The 22,215-nt window shown below is 58.8% G+C and carries 20 protein-coding genes, 1 tRNA gene, 3 pseudogenes and 2 riboswitches; of the genes and pseudogenes, 14 read left to right on the top strand and 10 right to left on the bottom strand.

Annotated features, from left to right (window positions below; genetic code table 11):
• Positions 1 to 2: 2 nt before the first annotated feature.
• From surE to rpoS, 4 genes are read left to right on the top strand one after another with little or no spacing between them, the layout of a single operon-like run.
• The gene (surE, locus tag IPJ12_02670; protein ID MBK7646085.1) at positions 3 to 743 is read left to right on the top strand and encodes a 5'/3'-nucleotidase SurE; all 741 of its coding nucleotides are present in this window, start codon (positions 3 to 5) and stop codon (positions 741 to 743) included.
• 25 nt (positions 744 to 768) lie between these two features.
• Positions 769 to 1,401, top strand: a complete 633-nt coding sequence (locus IPJ12_02665) for a protein-L-isoaspartate(D-aspartate) O-methyltransferase (protein ID MBK7646084.1) — start codon at positions 769 to 771, stop codon at positions 1,399 to 1,401.
• On the top strand, positions 1,398 to 2,312 hold the full coding sequence (locus tag IPJ12_02660; GenBank protein ID MBK7646083.1) for a peptidoglycan DD-metalloendopeptidase family protein: 915 nt from the start codon (positions 1,398 to 1,400) through the stop codon (positions 2,310 to 2,312). The genes IPJ12_02665 and IPJ12_02660 overlap by 4 nt, the downstream gene beginning before the upstream one ends.
• Positions 2,309 to 3,238: an RNA polymerase sigma factor RpoS gene (gene rpoS / locus IPJ12_02655; protein ID MBK7646082.1), complete on the top strand. Its 930-nt coding sequence runs from the start codon at positions 2,309 to 2,311 to the stop codon at positions 3,236 to 3,238. Before IPJ12_02660 ends, rpoS begins: the two co-directional genes overlap by 4 nt.
• On the opposite strand, the gene mltB is transcribed toward rpoS, so the two are convergent.
• Genes mltB through IPJ12_02635 form a run of 4 tightly spaced genes read right to left on the bottom strand, consistent with a single transcriptional unit; the run spans position 3,201 to position 8,084 of the window.
• Positions 3,201 to 4,250, bottom strand: coding sequence for a lytic murein transglycosylase B (gene mltB, locus IPJ12_02650; protein MBK7646081.1), 1,050 nt, complete (start codon positions 4,248 to 4,250; stop codon positions 3,201 to 3,203). The genes rpoS and mltB overlap by 38 nt on opposite strands.
• Positions 4,250 to 6,181, bottom strand: coding sequence for a DUF3488 domain-containing transglutaminase family protein (locus tag IPJ12_02645; protein MBK7646080.1), 1,932 nt, complete (start codon positions 6,179 to 6,181; stop codon positions 4,250 to 4,252). The genes mltB and IPJ12_02645 overlap by 1 nt, the downstream gene beginning before the upstream one ends.
• Positions 6,178 to 7,131: a DUF58 domain-containing protein gene (locus IPJ12_02640; GenBank protein ID MBK7646079.1), complete on the bottom strand. Its 954-nt coding sequence runs from the start codon at positions 7,129 to 7,131 to the stop codon at positions 6,178 to 6,180. The genes IPJ12_02645 and IPJ12_02640 overlap by 4 nt, the downstream gene beginning before the upstream one ends.
• A gap of 5 nt (positions 7,132 to 7,136) precedes the next feature.
• Positions 7,137 to 8,084, bottom strand: coding sequence for an AAA family ATPase (locus IPJ12_02635; protein ID MBK7646078.1), 948 nt, complete (start codon positions 8,082 to 8,084; stop codon positions 7,137 to 7,139).
• Positions 8,085 to 8,225: 141 nt separating this feature from the next.
• On the opposite strand from IPJ12_02635, the gene IPJ12_02630 reads away from it, so the two are divergent.
• From IPJ12_02630 to IPJ12_02610, 5 genes are all read left to right on the top strand, one after another.
• Positions 8,226 to 9,152, top strand: coding sequence for a histone deacetylase family protein (locus IPJ12_02630; GenBank protein MBK7646077.1), 927 nt, complete (start codon positions 8,226 to 8,228; stop codon positions 9,150 to 9,152).
• Positions 9,153 to 9,237: 85 nt separating this feature from the next.
• Positions 9,238 to 10,458: an aspartate kinase gene (locus tag IPJ12_02625; protein ID MBK7646076.1), complete on the top strand. Its 1,221-nt coding sequence runs from the start codon at positions 9,238 to 9,240 to the stop codon at positions 10,456 to 10,458.
• A 55-nt stretch (positions 10,459 to 10,513) separates the two neighbouring features.
• Positions 10,514 to 10,606: transfer RNA gene (locus tag IPJ12_02620), tRNA-Ser, on the top strand.
• Positions 10,607 to 11,127: 521 nt separating this feature from the next.
• Complete coding sequence (locus tag IPJ12_02615; protein ID MBK7646075.1) at positions 11,128 to 11,589, top strand: YeeE/YedE family protein; 462 nt, start codon at positions 11,128 to 11,130, stop codon at positions 11,587 to 11,589.
• 2 nt (positions 11,590 to 11,591) lie between these two features.
• Positions 11,592 to 12,032: a YeeE/YedE family protein gene (locus tag IPJ12_02610; protein ID MBK7646074.1), complete on the top strand. Its 441-nt coding sequence runs from the start codon at positions 11,592 to 11,594 to the stop codon at positions 12,030 to 12,032.
• Between the two features lie 52 nt (positions 12,033 to 12,084).
• Here IPJ12_02610 and IPJ12_02605 read toward each other — a convergent pair whose 3' ends face one another.
• Together IPJ12_02605 and IPJ12_02600 are read right to left on the bottom strand one after the other, a co-directional pair.
• Positions 12,085 to 12,348, bottom strand: a complete 264-nt coding sequence (locus tag IPJ12_02605) for a GIY-YIG nuclease family protein (protein MBK7646073.1) — start codon at positions 12,346 to 12,348, stop codon at positions 12,085 to 12,087.
• Entirely contained in the window at positions 12,341 to 12,595 is a 255-nt protein-coding gene (locus tag IPJ12_02600) for a hypothetical protein (GenBank protein ID MBK7646072.1), read from the bottom strand. The genes IPJ12_02605 and IPJ12_02600 overlap by 8 nt, the downstream gene beginning before the upstream one ends.
• A gap of 107 nt (positions 12,596 to 12,702) precedes the next feature.
• On the opposite strand from IPJ12_02600, the pseudogene IPJ12_02595 reads away from it, so the two are divergent.
• The 4 genes and pseudogenes from IPJ12_02595 to IPJ12_02580 all read left to right on the top strand — a co-directional run bounded on the left by IPJ12_02595 (position 12,703) and on the right by IPJ12_02580 (position 16,035).
• Positions 12,703 to 13,309, top strand: a pseudogene (locus IPJ12_02595) (3'-5' exonuclease domain-containing protein 2).
• A gap of 38 nt (positions 13,310 to 13,347) precedes the next feature.
• A pseudogene (locus IPJ12_02590) lies at positions 13,348 to 13,953 on the top strand (YceH family protein).
• Positions 13,954 to 14,108: 155 nt separating this feature from the next.
• Positions 14,109 to 15,019, top strand: a pseudogene (locus tag IPJ12_02585) (arginase).
• Between the two features lie 86 nt (positions 15,020 to 15,105).
• Positions 15,106 to 16,035: a DnaJ domain-containing protein gene (locus IPJ12_02580; GenBank protein MBK7646071.1), complete on the top strand. Its 930-nt coding sequence runs from the start codon at positions 15,106 to 15,108 to the stop codon at positions 16,033 to 16,035.
• Between the two features lie 7 nt (positions 16,036 to 16,042).
• Here the strand turns inward: IPJ12_02580 and IPJ12_02575 are convergent, their stop codons facing one another.
• The 4 genes from IPJ12_02575 to gcvT are packed head-to-tail and all read right to left on the bottom strand — an operon-like array spanning position 16,043 to position 21,006.
• Positions 16,043 to 16,585 carry a DUF2946 family protein gene (locus tag IPJ12_02575; GenBank protein ID MBK7646070.1) on the bottom strand — a complete coding sequence of 181 codons (543 nt, stop codon included), beginning with the start codon at positions 16,583 to 16,585 and terminating at the stop codon, positions 16,043 to 16,045.
• Positions 16,582 to 19,491, bottom strand: coding sequence for an aminomethyl-transferring glycine dehydrogenase (gene gcvP, locus IPJ12_02570; GenBank protein ID MBK7646069.1), 2,910 nt, complete (start codon positions 19,489 to 19,491; stop codon positions 16,582 to 16,584). The genes IPJ12_02575 and gcvP overlap by 4 nt, the downstream gene beginning before the upstream one ends.
• A gap of 13 nt (positions 19,492 to 19,504) precedes the next feature.
• On the bottom strand, positions 19,505 to 19,891 hold the full coding sequence (gene gcvH / locus IPJ12_02565) for a glycine cleavage system protein GcvH (protein MBK7646068.1): 387 nt from the start codon (positions 19,889 to 19,891) through the stop codon (positions 19,505 to 19,507).
• Between the two features lie 23 nt (positions 19,892 to 19,914).
• Positions 19,915 to 21,006 carry a glycine cleavage system aminomethyltransferase GcvT gene (gene gcvT / locus IPJ12_02560; protein MBK7646067.1) on the bottom strand — a complete coding sequence of 364 codons (1,092 nt, stop codon included), beginning with the start codon at positions 21,004 to 21,006 and terminating at the stop codon, positions 19,915 to 19,917.
• Positions 21,007 to 21,083: 77 nt separating this feature from the next.
• Positions 21,084 to 21,171, bottom strand: a riboswitch (glycine riboswitch).
• Positions 21,172 to 21,177: 6 nt separating this feature from the next.
• A riboswitch (glycine riboswitch) is annotated at positions 21,178 to 21,266 on the bottom strand.
• Between the two features lie 109 nt (positions 21,267 to 21,375).
• Between gcvT and IPJ12_02555 the strand changes: the two genes are divergently transcribed.
• Positions 21,376 to 22,215 (top strand): PHP domain-containing protein, encoded by an 840-nt coding sequence (locus tag IPJ12_02555; GenBank protein ID MBK7646066.1) that lies wholly within the window; start codon positions 21,376 to 21,378, stop codon positions 22,213 to 22,215.

The following is a 22,215-nucleotide window of genomic DNA, read 5'->3' as shown; positions in this document are numbered from 1 at the left end:
TCATGCGCATTCTGCTGAGTAACGATGATGGCTATTTTGCGCCGGGGCTTGCTGCCCTGGCGGAAGCGTTGAGTGGCCTGGGTGAGGTGGTCGTTGTCGCTCCCGAGCAGAACCGCAGCGGTGCCAGCAATTCGCTGACACTGGACCGGCCTTTGCATCTGAAAAAGGCGGCCAACGGTTTTTATTTCGTTAATGGCACGCCGACTGATTGTGTCCATCTGGCAGTAACCGGCATGCTGGATGATTTGCCCGACATTATTGTGTCTGGAATTAATCACGGCGCCAATATGGGTGACGATACGATTTATTCGGGAACAGTCGCTGCGGCGACCGAAGGTTATTTGCTCGGTATTCCGTCGATTGCCATTTCCCTGACCAGTTTTGAAAGTAATAATTTCGCAACGGCGGGATTGGTGGCGCGTCAATTGGTAGAACGTTTTATTCGTGACCCGATCAGGGAGCCGGTACTTTTAAATGTCAACGTGCCGGATATTCCGAATGCCGATTTAAAAGGGATGGAAGTCACGCGTCTGGGCCGTCGGCACAAGGCAGAGCCGGTCATTAAAATGACGTCGCCACGCAAGGAAACCGTTTATTGGATCGGTGCTGCCGGCGCCGCTGCCGACGCCGGGCCGGGGACCGATTTCAATGCCATCGAGCGCGGCGTCGTTTCGATCACACCGTTGCAGATCGATTTGACGCACGCCACACAACTGCCGGCCATTCGCCAATGGATGAAATGAGTCTCAGGTGTTAAACGGTATTGGCATGACCTCGCAGCGCACGCGGGCGCGCATGATCGAGCGCCTCCGCGAAAAAGGGATACGCAGTGAAGCCGTCCTCAAGGCGATGGCAGCTGTTCCCCGGCATGTCTTCGTCGAAGAGGCACTTGCCTCGCGCGCTTATGAAGATACCGCCTTGCCGCTGGGCATGGGGCAGACCATTTCGCAGCCCTATGTCGTTGCGCGCATGATCGAACTGCTGCTCAACGGGCGTACCACCCTCGGCAAAACGCTGGAAATCGGTGCCGGCTGCGGCTATCAGGCAGCGGTCCTGGCGCAATTGACCAAAGAGGTCTATTCGGTCGAGCGCCTCGCGCCCTTGCTGGAGAAGGCCAAGGCCAATATGCGCACCCTGCAGCAATTCAACGTTCGACTGAAACATGCAGATGGTCAGTTCGGTTTGCCGGAAGCCGGACCATTTGACAGTATCATAGTGGCTGCGGCCGGAACGCGCGTACCGACGGCTCTGCTTGAGCAGCTTGCGCTCGGTGGGCGCTTGGTCTTGCCAATTGGTACTGCCGAGCAGTATCTTAGTTTTATCGAACGGACGCCGCAGGGTTGTATCGAAACACGACTGGATGCTGTTCGTTTTGTCCCGCTACTTTCAGGAACGCAATGATTCGTATCGTCACTGCCATTTTTCCGCTGCTGCTTTTGGCAGGCTGTATTTCCCAACAACCCGTTCCGGCGGTTGATCGCTCCAGTTCTGCGTCAAAATCCGTGGCTCAGCCAGCTGGTCCGGGTTATTACACGGTCAAACGCGGCGATACGCTGTACCGAATTGCGCAGAGCACCGGTCAGGATCACCGTGATATCGCGGTATGGAATAGCCTGACCAACCCCTCTGCGATCAAGGAGGGGATGGTCTTGCGCGTTGCGCCGCCGGGCGTGGCTGAAGCAACAACAAATGGTGCGGTTGCCAACCCAATCGTATCCGATGGGGTGGTTGAGTCGCGTTCGCTCGACCAGTTGGTTGTCCCGGCCGCGACGGAAGTTTCGCCAAGCGGTTTGCTGAAGCGCGAACCGCGGGCAGGCAAGGAGCCGTATTCGGAAGAGGCATATGCCCGCCTGAACACCAAGGTGGGTGGTGAGTCAGCCAAGCCGGTCGAGGCCAAACCTGAAGTTGCCCCTGCAGCTGCGCCGGTAGCGCCCGCCGGGCCGGACGATGTGCCATGGATGTGGCCGACGTCGGCCAAGGTCACGGCCCCGTACAGCGACGGTGGCAACAAAGGGCTGGATTTTGCCGGCAAGGCAGGTGATCCCGTGCTGGCCGCCGGTGATGGCAAGGTTGTTTATGCCGGTAGCGGCTTGCGTGGCTTTGGCGAACTGATCATCGTCAAGCATAACGCGACCTATCTTTCGGCTTATGCCCACAACAGGAAAATTCTCGTCAAGGAAGGTCAGCGGGTCAGCCGGGGTCAGAAGATTGCCGAGATGGGAAATACTGACGCTGATTCGGTCAAGCTGCATTTCGAAATTCGCAAACAGGGCAAGCCGGTTGATCCGGCCTTGCATTTGCCAAAAAGATGAGTGAGTCCGGCGTACGTGTGGATGACGAGTTCGAGGGGCAACCCGATGATTCTGTTCTTCTGCCAGAGCCGGAACTTATCGTCCAGGAAATCGAGCTTCTCGAGGATGTTACACAGCTCTATCTGAGCGAAATCGGTGCAAAACCACTACTGACGCCGGCAGAGGAATTGGCCACGACCCGGCTGGTGCGGGCAGGCGATTTCGCCGCCCGTCAGCGCATGATTGAACACAATCTGCGACTGGTCGTGAATATTGCCAAGCATTACCTGAATCGAGGGATTCCTCTGCTCGACTTGATCGAGGAAGGGAACCTCGGGTTGATCCACGCGCTGGAGAAATTCGATCCGGAACGCGGTTTCCGCTTTTCGACCTACGCGACGTGGTGGATACGCCAGAATATCGAGCGCGGCATCATGAACCAGTCGCGGACCATTCGTTTGCCGGTCCATATCGTCAAGGAAATCAACGTTGTTCTGCGCGCCATGCGGCATCTTGAATCAGCCGAAAAGCGCGAAACAACTGTCGAGCGTGTTGCGTTGCTGATTGATCGCTCGGTCGACGATGTAAGGCGCATCCTGTCACTCAATGAGCACATCGCCTCGCTGGATGCACCACTGGAAATCGACCCCAATCACACCATTGCCGAAGTCATCGCCGATGACGGTGGGCATGATCCGGAATCCCTGTTGCAACTGAGCGAGGTTGGCACGCTGGTTGATGACTGGCTGGATCAGCTGACCGAGCGTCAGCGTTCGGTGCTTGAGCGTCGCTATGGGCTGAATGGGGCCGATATAGCGACGCTTGACGTCATTGCCCACGATTTCGGGCTGACCCGCGAACGGGTCCGCCAGATTCAGATGGAAGGTCTGGATCGCCTGCGCAAGATCATCAAGCGCGGCAATATTTCTCGCGATTCTCTGCTGTAGTCTGTTGGTTGGCGCACATCCGGTTGCGGATTGCCTCGGCAAGCTGGAAGACGGACATGGCGTAAAAACTTGAGCGGTTGTAGCGGGTGATGACGTAGAAATTGTCAAAACCGAGCCAGTATTCGGTTTCCTGTCCGGGGGAAACGAGGTCAATCAGGGCTGCCGTCGCCTCGGGATCGGTGTTGGCGCGAATGCCTTTTTCGGCCAGATCGCCCACTTTGAGTGTTGGTCGAATGCCGGCCTGAATTAACGTGTTGTCAGGGGTGCCGCTGGTGATCGCTCGAACCGCTACGGGTTGCCCGGCCTGCCAACCATGTTGTTCCAGGAAGCGGGCAACGCTGCCGATGGCATCGTCCACACTGTTGCCGAGGTCAACACGCTGGTCACCGTCGAAATCCACGGCATAACGACGCTGGCTACCCGGCATGAATTGGGGAATGCCTATGGCGCCGGCAAAGGAACCTTTGACCGCCAGTGGGTCGAGATTGTTTTCACGGGCGAGCAGCAGGAATTGTTCGAGTTCGGTGCGGAAGAATTCAGCGCGTGGCGGGTAGTTGAAAGCCAGCGTGGCGAGGGCTTCGAAGACGCGGAATCCGCCCGTGTTGCGGCCGTATTCGGTCTCGACGCCAATGATGGCCACAATGATCTCGGCCGGTACGCCATAAATTGCCTGCGCCTTGGCCAGTTGCGCACCATTTTCTTGCCAGAACTGGACGCCACCATCGATGCGGCGGTCGTTCAGGAAGCGAGGACGATAGCGCTCCCAGGAACGCTGCAACGGCGAGACGGGAGGCTTGATTAGTTTGAGGACAGTGGCGTTGGGTCGAGTCTGGGCAAACTGGCTGATCAGCTCGTCGGCCTTGAATCCGTGGCGTTGTTCCAAGTCGCGGGCGAAGTCGATAGCGGCTTGATCATCCGCAAATGTCGGTTTATCGGCAGGGGCTGCCTGGGCCAGTGCGGCCAGAGCAGAAAACAGTAGCGAGGCGAGGACGTGAGTGAGTTTGCGGGGCATTATCGTAATTGCGCAATGGCATCGCGCAGTGCTGTGAGTGAGTTGTCGGTGCTGTAGCGCGCCACTAGGTAGGCATCGACTACGTGTTGAAAGGATTCGGCCAGTTCCGGGTGCTGTTCCCGAATGCGTCGGGTCAGTTCGAGTGGCGTTTCCCAAGGCTGGTAGTCTACCTTTCTTCGGGCCAGATGTCGCAGCGCTTTATGCCAAAGGCGAATGACCGGGTCGCGTTCCGGCCGTTGGTAGAGTGCCCAGAGCATCAGCACCGCTACGAGCAGGCTGCAGGCGCTGCCGAGTGCAATGGCCAGGCTGCGCCAGTCGGTATCCGGCAGGCCAAGGCGGGCGAGCAATTCCCGTTGGCGTTGCGGGTTGTAGCCGAGTACGTTCTGGTTCCAGGCATTGTTGATGGCTTCCCAGCGGTAACGCAGCGTTCGTACCCATTCAGCTCGCCACTGGACCATTGCCGGGAGTGGCTCGCCGAAGGGCAGTGCATCGGCGATGCCAGTCTCAATACGTGCCGGTGAAACCGCCGCAGTCGGGTCGACCCGGATCCAGCCTTTGCCTTCAAGCCAGACTTCGGCCCAGGCGTGAGCATCGGACTGGCGGATGACCAGGTAGCCATCCAACGGGTTGTATTCGCCGCCCTGATAGCCGCTGACGACCCGGGCCGGAATGCCGGCGGCGCGCATGAGAACGACGAAGGCGGCGGCATAGTGTTCGCAGAAGCCGCGTTTGGTCTGGAACAGGAACTCGTCAATGCCGTCCCGGCCGAGCAAGGGTGGTTGCAATGTGTAGCTGAATTCGCTGGTGAATAGTGTCAGTGCCTTCCTGATGATGGCTTCCGGGGTGCGGTCGATTCGCCACTGCTTGGCCAGGACTTGTGTTTTCGGATTGGTGCGCTCGGGAAGGGCGAGGTTGCGTTGAAGGACGCTCGGATCTTCAATCGCATTGAAACGGTAATCAAGGTTGGCTGAGAAGCGGAAACGTTGCCGCTCGGTGAGCGCTTGGCGACGAGTCGCAGCCAGGGTGCCGTTCAGGAAGGTTTCGGCAGGCAATTCACCGGGCGCATCAAGGGCCAGCAGCCAGCGCTGGTTGTGGGCTTCCAGTGTCGTTTCGTAGCTGATCGGCGGCGACAGCATTTCGAGGTGGGCTGCCGGGTGGCGTCCTTCATAAGGGCGCCAGGTAGTGCCATCAAATTGCTCCATGACCGGGCCGCGCCAGTAAAGCTTTTGCTTGGGCGGAACAGGGCCATCGAAGCGAACACGGAAGGCGATATCCGCATTTTGGGCAAGCTGGGCAATGCTGCCCGGCGACATGGTTTCGGACAGCCCAGTCGTGCCGGCGTGGGCATCGGACGGCAAGCCCCAGAGCGGGCCGGCGATACGCGGGAAAAGCAGGTAGAGCACGAGCATGAACGGGATGGCTTGCAGGCACATTACACCGGCAAGGCGCAGGGTGGGGCGCGGTGGGCTATCCGGGCCGCCATGCAGGCGGATTAATGTGGCCGTCACCAGCCACATGGCCGCCAGAAGCCATAGCCCGGTCGGAATACTTTGCGAGTACAGGTAATGGGTAAGTAGCAGGAAATAGCCGAGGGTAACGACGACCATTGCATCGCGTCGGGATTTCAGTTCCAGCAGCTTCATGGTCATGAACATCACCAGCATGGCGACGCCCGCATCACGGCCGAAGAGGGTGTGGAATTCGATCAGGATGCCGGCGCAGCCAGCGACAACGAGCAGAATCAGCAGCCAGCGGCCGGGCAGGCGTTCGTCCTTCCACCAAAGCCAGGTCGCCCAGAGCAGCATGGTGGTGGCCAGTGCGCTCAGCCAGAGCGGTTGATGAATGACGTGGGGTGCCGTGGTGGCCAGCGCGGTGGCAAACAGCCAGGGCGTGGTGTGGCGATCGAGGGCTTCACGGGCGGGCGTGCTCATGGCTGGAAGAGCGCGAGGGCTTTGAGGCAATGTTGGCGATGAAGGTCGCCACTGGCCGGGGCGATCTGCAGGCCGGGCAGGCTCAGCCCAAACGGCGTGCCGGCAGCATCGGCGGTGAGTAGCCAGCCAGTGAGGATGCCAATGCGGGTTTCGTCCGGCAACGCGTCGTTGGTCAGGCGCCAGTCGAGGATCAGTTCGACCTCGGCCCCACCGGAAAACTGCTTGATCAGCAATGGCCCTTCGCCGGCGTTGCGAGCGCTGGCTTTCCAGGCAACGTGGCGGGGCGAGTCGGCGGGTTGGCGTTCCCGAAAGCCGGCGAAGTCATTCTGTCCACCATCGCCGTGTCGCTCGCCGCCCACCGGGGAGGGCGAGGCAACTGGCAGAGATGCAGCAATCGGCTGCGGATAAATCAGGCAGCGCATCTCTGGCTGGAGGTAGGCCCAGGCGGTGAACAGGCCAAGCGGATAACGGGTTGACAGGTGTACGCGTGGCAGCTTGAGCCAGCCGCGTTTTTCAGTGCTGAGCGGAATTTTGATTTTCAGGCTTTTTTTCCGGTTGACCGCAGCAATCACCGAATTGCCAGCTTCGGCTGCCAGTTCAAGCGCCAGACGCGGCGACGAGCTGTCATTCTCCAGCGTCAGCTCGAAATGTGCCGTTTCGCCAGCAAATACCGGTGCACTGCGGCCTGGGGTGATGATCAGACCGTGCAGATTGCGGAAGGTGTGAATCATGCCGACGATGCCCAGTCCAGCGAGCAGGAAGACCAGTGCGTGGCCGAGAGCCAGGTTGTAGTTGATGGCGCCGATCAGCATGACGACGAGCGCCAATGCGTAAAGCAGGCCGCCGCGCGACGGGATGATGAATATCCGGCGCTGGCCGAGGCGTAGCGGCGCCGTGCCGTCGCTGCGCCAGCGAAACAGTTGCTGTTTGATTGTGGCGACAATCCCCACGGAAATCAGGGAATGGCGACGCTGCGAATCAGCGCGGCGATGTCTTCGGCCGTGGCGTAACCACCCCCTTGCGCCGAGCGCAGGCGATGACGGGCAACGGCGGGGAGAACCGCCTGCACGTCGTCTGGCAGAACCATGTCACGCCCGGCCAGCCACGCCCAAGCGCGGGCGGCGGCGAGCAGGGCGAGGCCAGCGCGCGGCGAGAGGCCGTGCTGGAAAGCCGGGTTCTGGCGGCTTGCTTCGACCAGCATCTGAACGTAATCGATCAACGGGCCGGCGGCGTGGATGGCTGCCGCCACTTGCAGCAAGGCAGGAATCTCGTTGGCATTGATCAGCGGCGTTAGCTGGTCAACACGGGCACGCTGGCCGCCGGCCGCAAGCAGTGCGCGCTCGGCACTGCGCTCCGGATAGCCAAGTTCTATGCGCATCAAAAATCGGTCGAGCTGCGATTCGGGAAGCGGGAAGGTGCCGATTTGGTGCGCCGGATTCTGCGTCGCGATGACGAAGAATGGTGTGGGCAATTGGCGCGTCTGACCTTCGGCAGTGACCTGGCCTTCTTCCATGGCTTCAAGCAGCGCACTCTGCGTTTTCGGCGTGGCGCGGTTGATCTCGTCGGCGAGCACCAGTTGCGCAAATACGGGGCCGGGCAGGAAACGGAATTCACTTTTTTCGCGCTCGAAAATTGAAACGCCGGTGATGTCAGCCGGCAGCAGGTCGCTGGTGAACTGGATACGTGAAAACTGCAAGCCAAGCAGGCGGGCCAGCGTGTGGGCCAGAGTTGTCTTGCCCATGCCCGGCAGGTCCTCGATCAGCAGATGGCCGTTGGCCAGCAGACAGGCGATGGCCAGTCGAATTTCGTGTGCCTTGCCGAGAATGATCCGGTTCGCTTGTTCGAGTACTGGATCGAAGGGCTGTGAGCGGCCGGCGAGGGCTGAAATTGTATTTTTGAGCATCATGCATCCGTTGTTTCTGTTTGAACTGATTCTAATGCTTGAAGCGGCGTACAGATTGGGACGATAATGACATTTCGCCGTGCGGCGTTTATATGCCGTTTCGCAGAGAGAGACCAAGAGAGAGACCAAGAGAGAGAACAAGTGACAACCACTGCCATCATTACCCATCGTGATTGCCAATTGCACGATATGGGTTCGCATCACCCGGAATGCCCGCAACGTCTGACTGCCATCAACGATCACTTGATCGCTCAGGGAATTGACGCGTATTTCGTCTATTACGACGCGCCACTCGCCACCTTCGAACAGTTGCTCCGTGTTCACCCCGCCTCGCATCTGGAGCGCATCAAACGCTCATCGCCGGAACATGGCGTTGTGCACCTTGATCCGGATACCGCGATGAATCCGTACACTTGGAACGCCGCCTTGCGTGCTGCCGGTTCCGGTTGTCACGCGGTCGACCTGGTGATGAAGGGGGAGATTGAAAATGCCTTCTGCGCCGTGCGTCCTCCCGGCCATCATGCTGAAAAAGCCAACCCGATGGGGTTCTGCTTCTTCAATAATGTTGGCGTTGCTGCCCGCCATGCCATCAAGGCGCATGGTTTGGAACGCGTGGCGATCATCGACTTCGACGTGCATCATGGCAATGGCACTGAAGACTGCTTCGCTGGAGACGAGCAGGTGTTGATGTGCAGCATCTTTCAGCACCCGTTCTACCCCTATAGCGGTACCGACAAGCCAGCAGCCAACATGTGCAACGTGCCGCTCGCCGCCGGGTGTGGCGGCGAGGAATTCCGCGATGCCGTGACGCAAGTCTGGACGCCGCGTCTCAAGGAATTCAAACCTCAGATGATTTTCATCTCGGCTGGCTTCGACGCCCACTACGAGGACGACATGGGCAATCTGAAGTTCCTCGAAAAGGACTACGCCTGGGTTACTGATCACTTGAAGAAGCTGGCAGCTGAAATGTGCAACAAGCGCATCGTCTCCATGCTTGAAGGTGGTTACGTGATGACCTCGCTGGCGCGTAGCGTTGGCGCCCATTTGCGTACATTGGCAGATCTCTGAACATCGTTTTTCTTCGGGAAAAGAACCGGGTGGGGTAAAATCCCGCCCTCTTTTTCATGTTTCCAACGTTTAACCGGATAAATCCATGGCGTTGATTGTTCAAAAATACGGCGGTACGTCGGTCGGAAATCCCGAACGCATCAAGAATGTCGCCAAACGCGTTGCCAGGTTCCAGGCACAGGGCCATCAAGTGGTGGTTGTCGTATCAGCAATGAGCGGCGAAACCAACAAGTTGATTGCGCTGGCCAAGGAAGTTCAGGCCAATCCCGATCCGCGCGAGCTGGATGCCATCATGTCCACCGGCGAACAGGTCACTACCGGCCTGCTCTCCATGGCGTTGATGGACATCGGCTGCAAGGCCAAGAGCTATACCGGCGGCCAGGTCAAGGTGCTGACTGACAGCACCCATACCAAGGCGCGCATCCTGTCGATCGAAGAAGCCAACATGCGGCGTGACCTCGATGCCGGCAACGTGATTGTTGTCGCGGGCTTCCAGGGCGTTGACGAGCACGGCAACATCACCACGCTTGGCCGTGGTGGTTCCGATACCTCCGGCGTAGCCCTTGCTGCTGCGCTGAAGGCCGACGAATGCCAGATTTACACCGATGTCGATGGTGTGTACACGACAGACCCACGCGTCGTGCCCGAAGCCAAGAAGCTCGACACCATCACCTTCGAAGAAATGCTGGAAATGGCCAGCCTCGGCTCCAAGGTGCTGCAGATTCGCTCGGTCGAATTCGCCGGGAAGTACAAGGTCAAACTGCGCGTGCTGTCCAGCTTCCAGGATGAAGGGGAAGGCACGCTGATCACTGTTGAGGAAGACAAGAACATGGAACAACCGATCATCTCCGGTATCGCTTTCAACCGCGACGAAGCCAAGCTGACCATGCTCGGCGTTCCGGACACCCCGGGTATCGCCTATCAAATTCTCGGTGCCATCGCAGACGCCAACATTGACGTCGACATGATCATCCAGAACGTTGGCCATGACGGCACCACGGACTTCTCCTTTACTGTCAATCGCGGCGACTACGCCAAGGCGCAAGGCATCCTCGAAGAAACCAAGGTCAAGCTGGGCGCGCGTCAAGTAACCGGCGACAACAAGATCTGCAAGGTTTCCGCAGTTGGCGTCGGCATGCGTTCCCATCCGGGCGTGGCCAGCAAGATGTTCAAGGCCCTGGCCGATGAAGGCATCAACATCCAGATGATCTCTACTTCCGAGATCAAAATTTCCGTCGTTCTCGACGAAAAGTATCTGGAATTGGCCGTTCGTGTGCTGCATCGTACTTTCGGCCTTGATCAGTAATCAATTTGAAGTTTGACCAAAGGGCGCGGAGGCTATATCATCCGCGCCTCTTGATGGACACGTGGCCGAGTGGTCGAAGGCACACCCCTGCTAAGGGTGCATCCGGGCAAAACCTGGATCCAGGGTTCGAATCCCTGCGTGTCCGCCAACTATCAAGCAAACAAGCGCCTTCAGGGCGCTTTTTTGTTGGACCCATCTTCAGGGCAGTAAATAAAATGCTTGAAATTGTTGTCAGGCTTGCAACGCAGGTGTGGATCACGGCTAACCGAACGGCGGCTTACGCCATGCAGAATCTGATTGATGACCCGGCAATACTGGCCATGGGATTTTGTTAGGGCGTTACGCCATGGATGCAAGGGCGCTGGCCAAGGCATCAGTGGATTGACCACCACCCGAAATATCCCCGTTCATTCGCTCGACGTGGGTCTTGTAACCCATGGTACGGAGAATGTCAGCCCAATATTCGGCGTCGTCCTTCGAAACAAGCCAAGGGCCGGTTTCCAGAATTCGGTTGCCGCGATGGTCGCGGCTGTCAGTAATCTACCCTGTGCCTAAAATCCAGTTTTTTGATCAACCGGTATTTTAGTCCCTGAATTCACAGGATGCCGCGTTAACTCGGTTGGATGTGATTGATTGCCAAAGTCGGACTTATATTTTTCTGGTGACGCCATGATTTCTGCAATGTTTCCCAACGGCGTGAGCCACTATGCCATTGGCGGTATTTTGATGGGAGTTGGCGTGGCGCTGCTTTATGCCACCACTGGACGCCCTGGCGGGGTGAGTACGTTCTTCAGCGCGGCTTGGTCCTGGTTTGTGCGGACGCCGTTTTTCCGGCAGGCCTCATTTCTGGATACTCGCCACTGGCGCCTGGTCTATGCACTGGGCTTGCTCCTTGGTGGTTTGCTTTATTCCTTGTTTGGCTTGCCGGTGGAGCCGAGTCATCTGCCAGCTTGGAAGCTCGCGCTGGGAGGCTTGTTGATTGGTTTTGGGGCGCGTCTGGGTGGCGGTTGCACATCGGGTCACGGTATTTGTGGCCTGGCTTCGCTGTCGCCTGGTTCGCTGGTCATGGTTTGTACTTTTCTGGCCATGGCGATTGCCACGAATTCGGCTTTCAGATTGCTGGGGGTGTGAGAATGGCTAAAAATTCTGTAGTTCTCGATACGTTTGGCACGCTGTCCGCCGGGCTCTTATTTGGTTTTGGCCTCGCTGTCTCAACGATGATCAGGCCCGAGTCAGTGCTTGAATTCCTGAGTTTCAGCGATCTGGGTCTGCTGATCGTCCTGTTGAGCGCTGTAGGCGTCAATCTGGTTGTTTATCAATTGTTGCCCCGCTTTTTTGACAAATCCATCTTGGGTGCTGACTTCCAGCAGCGTCCGTTTCAGCTGGACCGCAGCAGCTTTCTGGGTGGGGTTGTCTTTGGATTGGGCTGGGGGATCTGTGGTGTTTGTCCTGGGCCCGCGATTGCCGGCCTGGGGGCAGGCAATTTCGATCTCCTGATCGCGCTGGCCGGGATCTTTGCGGGTGCTTTGTTGCACGGTTTCTGGGTAGATAGAACTCGATCTGCTGCAGGATGATCCAAGTCTGCGGAGGCGGCCTGTAGTGGGCAGCTTTGCCGGTGGGGCGGGGTCATGTTGCCTGAGTGAGCATCGTTGCATATCGCTGCTTTTCCGCTGCGGTCAGTTGCTTGATTCGATACTCTGCCTTGGAGGCTGACGAACGGTCAGCATGGCTTTCATAGCCCAGTAATTTTTCCGGTGGATGGGAGCGCGTATAGCGGGCGCCGGTGCCTTGGCAGTGGGCCTGGTAGCGGGCTTCTACGTTGACGGCAATGCCGGTGTAGATGCTGCCGTCGACGCACTCGATCGTATGCAGGAACCAGGGCTTAGTCATGGTCGGTGGCGCGAGCAAGCGCCTGGCGGATGCGTTCGAGGGTATTTTCCACGGGCGCCTGGCGCTGAACGTCAAGGCCAAGATCGCGGGCGATCGCATTGACTTTCGCTGGATTGAGCGGGACACCGCCGCGGTCGACTGCAGCAATAAGCTGCCGGGCACGGGCGTAATCTGACAAGGGCGCGGCCGGGCGGAAAAACAGGGCCAATAGCCGGTAGAAAAGGCCCGCAGGTCGACGTGATCCCATACACTGGCGTCTGCTAAAAAGAACAAGGATACATCGATGCCGACGATAACGACGATGGGGGATGTTTGGAGCATCGCATTTTGAGCGAAGTGACCATCAGCCGGAGCATGTTGGCGGCGAGCGAACTACCGGTTTATTCGGGCGTGCCGATGGCCAGGATCACGCTGGTTGACAATGCCGGGCTCGCCGAGCGGGCAATGGCCGAACTATTGGCTGTGCCAGCGATTGGGTTCGATACCGAGTCGAAGCCGACCTTTCGCAAGGGGGGAGGTATCTACTGGCCCGCATCTGGTGCAATTGGCGACTGATGACCATGTGTTTCTTTTTCCGGTCCTGTTCGCCATGAACCACGAGGTGCTGAGACGGGTTCTGGCGGTGCCGAATCTGCTCAAGGTTGGTTTCGGTTTGGGGAATGACCGCACCGCCTTGCGTTCGCGACTGGGCATCGAATTGACCAATGTGCTCGATCTTGGTGAAGTACTACGTGGCCCAGGCCATCGTGGCACGGTGGGGGCGAAGGTGGCTGTTGCTCATTATTTCGGTCAGAAATTTCAAAAATCGAAAAAAGTCGGTACCAGTAACTGGGCCAGTCCACGCCTCAATGACCGCCAGTTGTTATACGCCGCCAACGATGCCCATGTGGCACTGCAGATTTATCGGGCTTGGTTGCGTGATCCGGAACGGGTGGAACCGCCACAGCTCGCGCCGGTCTAGGCAACAAACCAACAATATTTTCAGGAAAGCGCCTTCTCATGGCTGATTCACTACCCGTACTGTCGCTACTTGAAACCCGCGTGCTTGGCACGCTGGTGGAAAAACAGCGCACGGTTCCCGATACCTATCCGCTCTCGGTCAATGCATTGCTTTCGGGCTGTAATCAGAAACAAGCCGGAATCCGGTGATCGAGACCAGTGAAGGAGAAATTCTCCAGGCGATTGATGTCCTCAAAGGAGCTGGGGCTGGTGCGCGAGGTCAGCGGTAGCCGTGTCAGCCGCTTCGAGCATCATCTGGAGAAAGGGCTGGGCGTGCCAACGCAGGCGTCTGCCTTGCTGACGGTGCTGATGCTGCGCGGGCCGCAGACCGCGGGTGAGTTGCGCCTGAATTGCGAACGTTTGCATAAATTCGCGGATATCTCCTCGGTCGAGGCTTTTCTGGAAGAGTTGGCCAGCCGTCCGGACGGCGCCATGGTCGTCGAGTTGCCGCGCCTGCCGGGGTCACGCGAGAATCGCTGGATGCATGTGCTGAGTGGTCAGCCATCGATTGGAAGCCGCTCTGCCTGGAAGGTCGCTTGGTGTAGGAACTTAGGAAATAGAAGTGTTGCGGGAACGCGTGACGATCCTGGAGGCCGAAGTGGCTGAGTTAAGGCGTTTGTTGCTGGGCAAGACCGGGGAATAGTCGATGCATGTCAGGCGTTGGTCATCGGCATGACCTATAATTTGCCGTTTTGCCGCGCGGCGGTATCGTCAGGGCTGACAGCGTTGTCGGCACCCCGTTTTTTCACGCTACCTCAGCTATGAAACCCTTCCACCTGAAAAAATACGCGCGTATCCGCATTATTGGTGCTGCCAGCGGTATCGGTGCGCAGGATCAGGCGTGTGAAGACGGGCCGATGGCCTTTCACCGCTCGCAGGCTTGGCACGAGCTTGAGCGTCATCCGTTGCTTGACTGGGGAAAGACCTTGTTCGCGCCGGATGACGATGGTTCATCGACGGCGGGACGCATCGCAGAATTGTGCAAGGACTTGGCAGACGAAGTCACATTGACGCTGCGGGCTGACGAATTTCCAGTCGTGATTGGCGGCGATCACTCCGTCGCCATTGGCACGTGGAGCGGGGTGGCGCGCGTGCTGGGCGAGCCGCTCGGACTGTTGTGGATCGATGCCCATCTTGATAGTCACACGCCGGAAAGCAGCTATTCCGGCGCCATCCATGGCATGCCGCTGGCCTGTCTGCTCGGTCGCGGTGACAAACGCTTGCTCGATATTGGCCTGAGCGGCGTGCAGATCAGTGCCGAGCATACAGTCGTGCTGGGACCACGCAGTTATGAACCAGAGGAATTCGAGTTCTTGCAGCGCATGGGGGTTCGCATCATCGATAGCGAAGAGGTGCATCAACGCGGTTTTGTCGATTGCCTGGACGAGGCCGTCGGGATTGTCTCGGCCGCACCAGCCGGGTTTGGTGTCACCCTTGATCTGGATGCGATTGACCCGCAACTGGCACCGGGTGTCGGCAGTCCCGAGCCCGATGGCCTGGTGGCGCGTGATGCGCTCATGGCCATCCATCTGTCTGCCGGTATGCCGGGCTTCAAGGGCCGGAAATTGTCGAATACAACCCCGACCGCGACCGCTACGGCGCGACTGCCCGTCTGATCTCAGACCTGATCGGCCAGGTTTTGCCGAATACAGCCAGCCGTGGTGACAAGTAGGCAATGAGATCCGGATCCGTACCGTTCTTGGTGTTGCCACCGATTCCGGGCCCGCTGAATGGAAGCGCGCCTACCGTCGCCTGGCGATGCGCTGGCATCCCGACCGCAACGATAGTCCCGAGGCAACCGAGCGTTTCAAGGAGATCAATGCTGCTTACGAAGCACTTCTTGCGGTCGACCCGGAAAATGAGCCAAAAACGGAATATTCGGAAAATGAGACACCGGCCCCCGACGTAGAGGAGGCCGTTGCCAAGGCATCCGATATTCGCTTGAACCTTGAAGTGAGCCTCGAAGAAGCGGCTGCCGGGTGCCACAAGACGATTCATTACACCCGTGGCAGCGATTGCCCGACCTGTGAGGGTAGCGGCGAGCACGGCATGACCAAGACGCGTTTCTGCGATACCTGTCATGGCAGCGGTCGGGTGCACGATGCCAGGCGCAATCTGGTGCGGTGCGAGGATTGTGCAGGGAAGGGATTTTTTACTGAACGGATTTGTGCGGACTGCGGCGGCAGTGGTCGGGAGCTGGCCGAGGTCAGCCTGGAAATTCGCGTTCCGCCCGGAATGCTGCAAGGTGATGAACTGCGCCTGATCGGCCAGGGGGAGCCGGGGGATGAGGAGCTTGAGGCCGGTGATCTATTTCTCACGCTGATTATTCATACGCATGCATTGTACGAACTGCGTGGTCGCGACCTTCATTTTCAGATGCCGGTCAGCGCGTTGGCCATGATGGCTGGCAGCGAGATCAATGTGCCGTCATTGGCGGGGGTGCTTTGCCATACGCTGGACGCCGGGGCGGCAGAAAAACGGAGCTTGCGCCTGGCTGGCAAAGGCTATCCTGGACGTGGCAAAAAGGCGGCCGGCGATCTGGTTGTCAAGTTGGAACCCGTCTTCCCGCACAAGCTCAATGCACGTCAACGCAAGCTGCTATTGCAGGCTAATACCGCGTTGCTGGACGATGCGTCGACGGCCTTGCCCGAGATAGCCGATTGGCTGGCTACTTACGGTCTCGATTGAGCGCTGCTCAAGGCTGCGGGCTTGTTTCGAATTTAAAGCGTTTTTTGACGTTGACCGCAGCAATCGACTGCAGTGGGTGATTGTGCCAACTAATATCGCCGGCGCCGCTTTCCATCAGCTTGACCAAGGCTTCATCGGCACAGGCTTGGCCATTACGGTCCTGGAATTCTGAAACAAATAGCGCTAGATCACGATCGTCGAGCAGGCCGATACCGAGCGCTGTTTCAAGCAGAATGCTGCCTTCTTCGTCGAGGTAGATGGCCTGGATTTCACCGGCTGGCTCGCCGGTGTGGCAGACAAAGGATTCACCCTCGCGCCGGAATACCCACGGGGTGTACGCGAGCGCCACAAAAACACGTTGCGGGCCGTTTTGCACGAACCAGCAACCACGGTCATCGACCCCGTATTGCCGGTTGAGCAGGGCGATGAAGCCGTGATGGGTGACGCGTTCTCCCTGCAATCGCCAGTCGCCACGTCGGTCAAGTGACAACCAGTCGTAACAGGCAGGGACGTTTGGCCACTTGGCGATGGCAGAGAGATCAACGGTCATAGGTCGGCGTAAGCCTCCATCGGTGGGCAGGCACAGTTCAGGTTACGGTCACCATATACATCATCGATGCGATTGACGCTTGGCCAGAACTTGTTGGCAGCCACCCAGGGCAGCGGGAAGACAGCTTGTTGCCGGCTGTACGGATGCTTCCAGTCGGTATCGATGACATCCGCCTGCGAATGTGGGGCATTCTTCAGTGGATTGTTGTCGGCAGCCCAAACACCGTTTTCGATCTGGCGGATTTCTTCGCGAATACTGATCATGGCTGCGATGAAGCGGTCCAGTTCAGCCTTCGATTCGGATTCCGTCGGTTCGACCATGATCGTGCCGGCGACCGGGAAGGATACTGTCGGTGCGTGGAAACCGTAGTCCATCAGGCGCTTGGCGATGTCGATTTCGGCGATACCGGTGGCAGTCTTGATCGGGCGGATGTCGAGGATGCACTCGTGGGCGACGCGGCCGTTCTTGCCGACGTAGAGTACCGGGTAGTGCGCAGTCAGCTTTCGCGCCACGTAGTTGGCGTTGAGGATGGCCACTTGTGTGGCCTTCCTGACGCCTTCACCGCCGAGCATGGCCAGGTACATCCAGGAAATGGTCAGGATCGACGCAGAGCCGAAAGGTGCTGCAGACACTGCACCCTGGCCGGCGTTGACGCGGTTGGCGTCGCCGGTTGGCTGGACGACGTGGTCGGCCATGAACGGCGCCAGATGGGCCTTGAGGCCGATCGGGCCCATGCCCGGTCCGCCGCCGCCATGCGGGATGGCGAAGGTCTTGTGCAGGTTCATGTGGCTGACGTCGGCACCGATGAAGCCGGGCGAGGTCAGGCCGACCTGGGCGTTGAGGTTGGCGCCATCCATATACACCTGGCCGCCGTTGGCATGTACGACGGCGCAGATGTCCTTGATCGCTTCTTCGAACACGCCGTGGGTGGACGGGTAGGTGATCATCAGGCAGGCCAGGTCGTCCTTGTGCGCCTCGGCCTTGGCTTTGAGGTCGGCAAAATCGACGTTGCCGTTGTCGTCGCAATCGACGACGACGACCTTCATGTTGGCCATCTGGGCGGTTGCCGGGTTGGTGCCGTGGGCCGATTTCGGTATCAGGCAGACGTTACGGTGTTCTTCGCCGCGGCTGGCATGGTAGCGGTCGATGGCGACCAGGCCGGCGTATTCGCCCTGCGCACCGGAGTTAGGTTGCATGCAAATGGCGTCAAAGCCGGTAACGATCTTCAGCCATTCAGTCAGGCCAGCGATCATTTCCAGATAGCCGACCGCCTGATCGCGCGGGGCGAAGGGGTGCATGCCGCCGAATTCTGGCCAAGTGACGGGAATCATCTCGCTGGTCGCGTTCAGCTTCATGGTGCAGGAGCCGAGCGAGATCATCGAGTGGTCGAGCGCCAGATCCTTGTTCTGCAGCGACTTCAGGTAGCGCAGCATTTCGTGTTCGGTGTGGTGCGTGTTGAACACCGGGTGCTGCAGGACGGCATCGCTGCGGATCAGCGCGTCGGGTAGGGCGGAGTCAGCGGCGGCCACTTGCGCATCGATGGCTTCCATGTCGAGCGTGACCTCGGCGATCAGCTTGAACAGGGTGGTGACATCGTCGCGCGTTGTTGTTTCATCGAAGGAAATGCCGAGCACGCCAGCCGAGACGCGGCGCAGGTTATAACCGGCTGCCAGTGTGTCGTGGTAGACCGTTTCGGCACGAGCGCCAAGGTCGAAATGGACGGTGTCGTAGAACTGCTTGGTCAGCAGATTGACGCCAGCGCGCTTGAGGCCTTCGGCGAGGATCGCGGTCAGGCGGTGAATGCGGCCGGCAATCAGGCGCAGGCCTTCAGCGCCGTGATAGACGGCGTACATGCCGGCCATATTGGCCAGCAGCACCTGCGAGGTGCAGATGTTGGAATTGGCTTTCTCGCGGCGGATATGCTGTTCGCGGGTTTGCAGCGTCATGCGGTAGGCGGTGTTGCCGCGCGCATCCTTGGAGACACCGATAATGCGGCCGGGCATCGAGCGAACGAAGGCTTCGCGGGTGGCGAAGAAGGCGGCATGCGGGCCGCCGAAACCCATCGGGATGCCGAAGCGTTGGCTGGAGCCGAGGGAAATGTCGGCCCCCATGGCACCGGGCGACTTGAGCAGCAGCAGGGCCATCAGGTCGGAGGCGACGGCAACGGTGGTGCCCTTGGCTTTCAGTTTGCCGATCAGGCTGGTCAGGTCGCTGACTTCGCCGTTGTCGCCGGGGTATTGCAGTAGCGCGCCGAAGAATTCATCGTTTTCGATTTTCGGGTCTTTTTCCGGGTTGACCGTGGCAATGACCAATTCGAAGCCAAAATAGGCTGCACGGGTCTTGACCACGTCGATGGTCTGCGGGAAGCAGTTGGCATCGACCAGGAAACGGTTGGATTTCGACTTGGAGACGCGGCGGGCCATGGTCATCGCTTCCGCGGCGGCAGTGGCTTCGTCGAGCAGCGAGGCGTTGGCGATTTCAAGGCCGGTCAGATCGACCACCATCTGCTGGAAATTCATCAGCGCTTCAAGGCGGCCTTGGGCGATTTCGGCCTGATAGGGCGTGTAGGCGGTGTACCAGCCCGGGTTTTCCATGACATTGCGCAGGATGACTTTGGGTGTCAGCGTGTCGTAGTAGCCCATGCCGATGCAGGATTTGTTAACCACATTCTTGCTGGCCAGTGCCTTGAGGTCAGCCAGCGCCTCATGTTCGCGGCGCGGGGCCGGCAGCGGCAAGTCTGCCGGCAGGCGGATGGCGGCGGGAACGGTCTGGTCGATCAGGTTTTCGAGGCTGTCGGCACCGATGGCGGCCACCATGGCCGCGATTTCAGTGGCGCATGGGCCGATGTGACGACCGATGAACTCGTCGTGCTGCTCCAGGGCGGAGAGCGGTTGATTGAGCGGCATGGGCTGTCCTTGCTTAGGCGGCGTCAGCGACGGCCTGGTAGGCGGCGGCGTCGAGCATCTTGTCGAGGTCGGCGACATTGTCCGGGGTCATCTTGAACAGCCAGGCAGCGTAGGCATCCTGGTTGACTGATTCCGGCGCGTCGGCAGCGGCCTGATTGACTTCGGTGACGGTACCGGCGATCGGCGCATAGACGTCAGCAGCGGCCTTGACGGATTCGACGACGGCGATTTCCTTCTCTGCATCGAAATGGGTGCCGACTTCCGGCAGTTCGACGAAAACGAGGTCGCCGAGGGCTTCCTGGGCGTGGTCGGTAATGCCGATGGTGACGGAGCCATCAGCGTTGAGCAGCATCCATTCGTGGGAGGCGGCGTACTTGAGGTTGGCGAGGACGTTGGACATGGTTTTCTCCTGAATGGGGGTAATTAGATGACTGCTTTGCCGTTGCGGGCGAATACGGGTTTGGTGACCTTGGCCTTGAGCGCCTTGCCACGGATGTCGACTTCGACTTCGTCGCCAATTTGCACGCCGAGCGGCAGGCGGGCGAGGGCGATGGACTGCTGGAGCGTCGGCGAGAAGCTGCCGGATGTGATTTCACCATCGCCCTGTGGCGTCATGACCTTCTGGTGGCCGCGCAGCACGCCCTTGTCGAGCAGGATCAGGCCGAGGAACTGCTTTTGCTGGCCATTGGCAACCAGCGCTGCCTTGCCGACGAAATCGCGGTCGGTATTCAGCGAAACCGTCCATGCCAGTCCGGCGTCGAGCGGCGAAACCGTCTCGTCCATATCTTGACCGTAGAGATTCATGCCGGCTTCGAGGCGCAGCGTGTCGCGAGCACCGAGGCCGCAAGGGGCCACGCCGGCGGCGTTGAGCTGGTTCCATAGCGCTTCGGCTTCACTGGCCGGCAGCATGATCTCGTAGCCGTCTTCGCCGGTGTAGCCGGTGCTGGCGATGAAATACTGATCGATTTCAGCGGCAAAGAAAGCCTTCAGGCCTTCGGTCGCAGCCTTGGCTTGCGGCAGCACTTCCCAGACCTTGGTGCGGGCATTGGGGCCCTGCACGGCGATGATGCCAAGGTTGTTTGCGCCATCGCGGCGTTGGGTAATGGTGACGTCCAGTTGCCATTCGGAAATCTTGGCCTGCATCCAGGCCAGATCCTTCTCGGCGGTGCCGGCATTAACGACAACGCGGAAGCGCGTGTCGGTCAGGAAATAGATGATCAGGTCGTCAATGACGCCGCCGGCATCGTTGAGCATGGCAGCGTAAAGTGCTTTGCCGGAAACCTTCAGCTTGGCCACGTCATTGGCGACAAGGCGAGACAGGAAAATTCGGCAATCGGGGCCGACGACATCAACCGGGCACATGTGCGACACGTCGAACATGCCGCAGTTGTTGCGGACCGCGTTGTGTTCCTCGATCTGCGAACCGTAGTTCACCGGCATGTCCCAACCACCGAAATCGACCATCCGGGCATTCATCGCGCGGTGAGCGGCATTCAAAACTGTTTTCTTCAGCATATCAATCCTTTACAGACGTTATCTAACGTCAGTTCTAGAAACGAAAAAGGGGTGAAACGAAAGACACACATCTTGCGTTTCACCCCTCTGTCCTCGATACCTGAGAGATTTGCCCCATCGGTGGATGTCGACCAATGGCCGCCATCGCTCTCCAGAGTTTTTTGGCTTGCGCCGTGTTCCGCGGTCCTTTTGCCTGAGCGTTTTCGGGTGGTTTTGCGCCTTCGGCGGCAGATGAATCTGCACTCTCCCATGGAACGGAAGGCACTATAGCGGGATGCTCGGGTCTAATCAACCTGCTGCACTGCACAAGGAGGGTCAAGCCGGGCAGCCTTCGTGCTAAACTCTTCGTTTGCCTTCAATTGCTTATCCGTGACGCCAGCCAATTTTGACTTTCACTGCCACTCCATCGTTTCTGACGGATTCTTGCCGCCACAGGATGTCGCTCGGCGCGCCGCGGCGAATGGCGTCGATCTTTGGGCGTTAACAGATCACGATGATATCGGCGGCTTGGTGCAAGCCAAAGCAACGGCTGAAGAAGTCGGCATGCGCTTTGTGAATGGCGTCGAAATATCCATTGAGTGGCGCGGTGTCCCGATACATATCGTTGGCCTTGGTTTCGACGCTGCAAATTCGGCATTGACCGGTGGCCTTGAAGAATTGCGCTCAGGTCGTGTCGAACGCGCCAGACGCATGGGCGACGCGCTTGATGCGATTGGCATCCACGGTGTCTACGAGGGGGCCTTGTGTTTCGTGACCAACCCAAGCCTGATCTCCCGCGCACACTTTGCCCGCTATCTGGTGTCGATAGGCATAGCTCGCGACGTGTCGAGCGTTTTTCAGCATTATCTGACGCCGGGCAAACCTGGTTATGTCGATCATCGCTGGATCAGTCTGGAGACTGCGGTCAAGTGGATCAATGGTGCTGGCGGTATCGCGGTCGTGGCTCATCCCGGCCGCTACAAGATGTCCGGTGCTGAAATGCGCCATTTCCTTGATGATTTCAAGGATGTGGGCGGACAGGGCATTGAAGTGACCTGTGGCAGCCATTCGCCGGACCATATCCTGCACTTTGCCCGTCTCGCACGGCACTATGCTTTCCATGCCTCACGCGGCTCGGATTTTCATGGTCCTGATGAGAGTTATGTCGATCTTGGCAAGGCGCCGCCATTGCCGGAAGACTTGAAGCCGGTCTGGCGACTGGTGGCTTGA

The sequence above is a fragment of the Betaproteobacteria bacterium genome (assembly GCA_016709965.1).
Lineage (GTDB): Bacteria > Pseudomonadota > Gammaproteobacteria > Burkholderiales > Rhodocyclaceae > Azonexus > Azonexus amarohabitans.
Note: the sequence above shows the minus strand (reverse complement) of the source record. Positions and strands in the feature narration are given on the sequence as shown.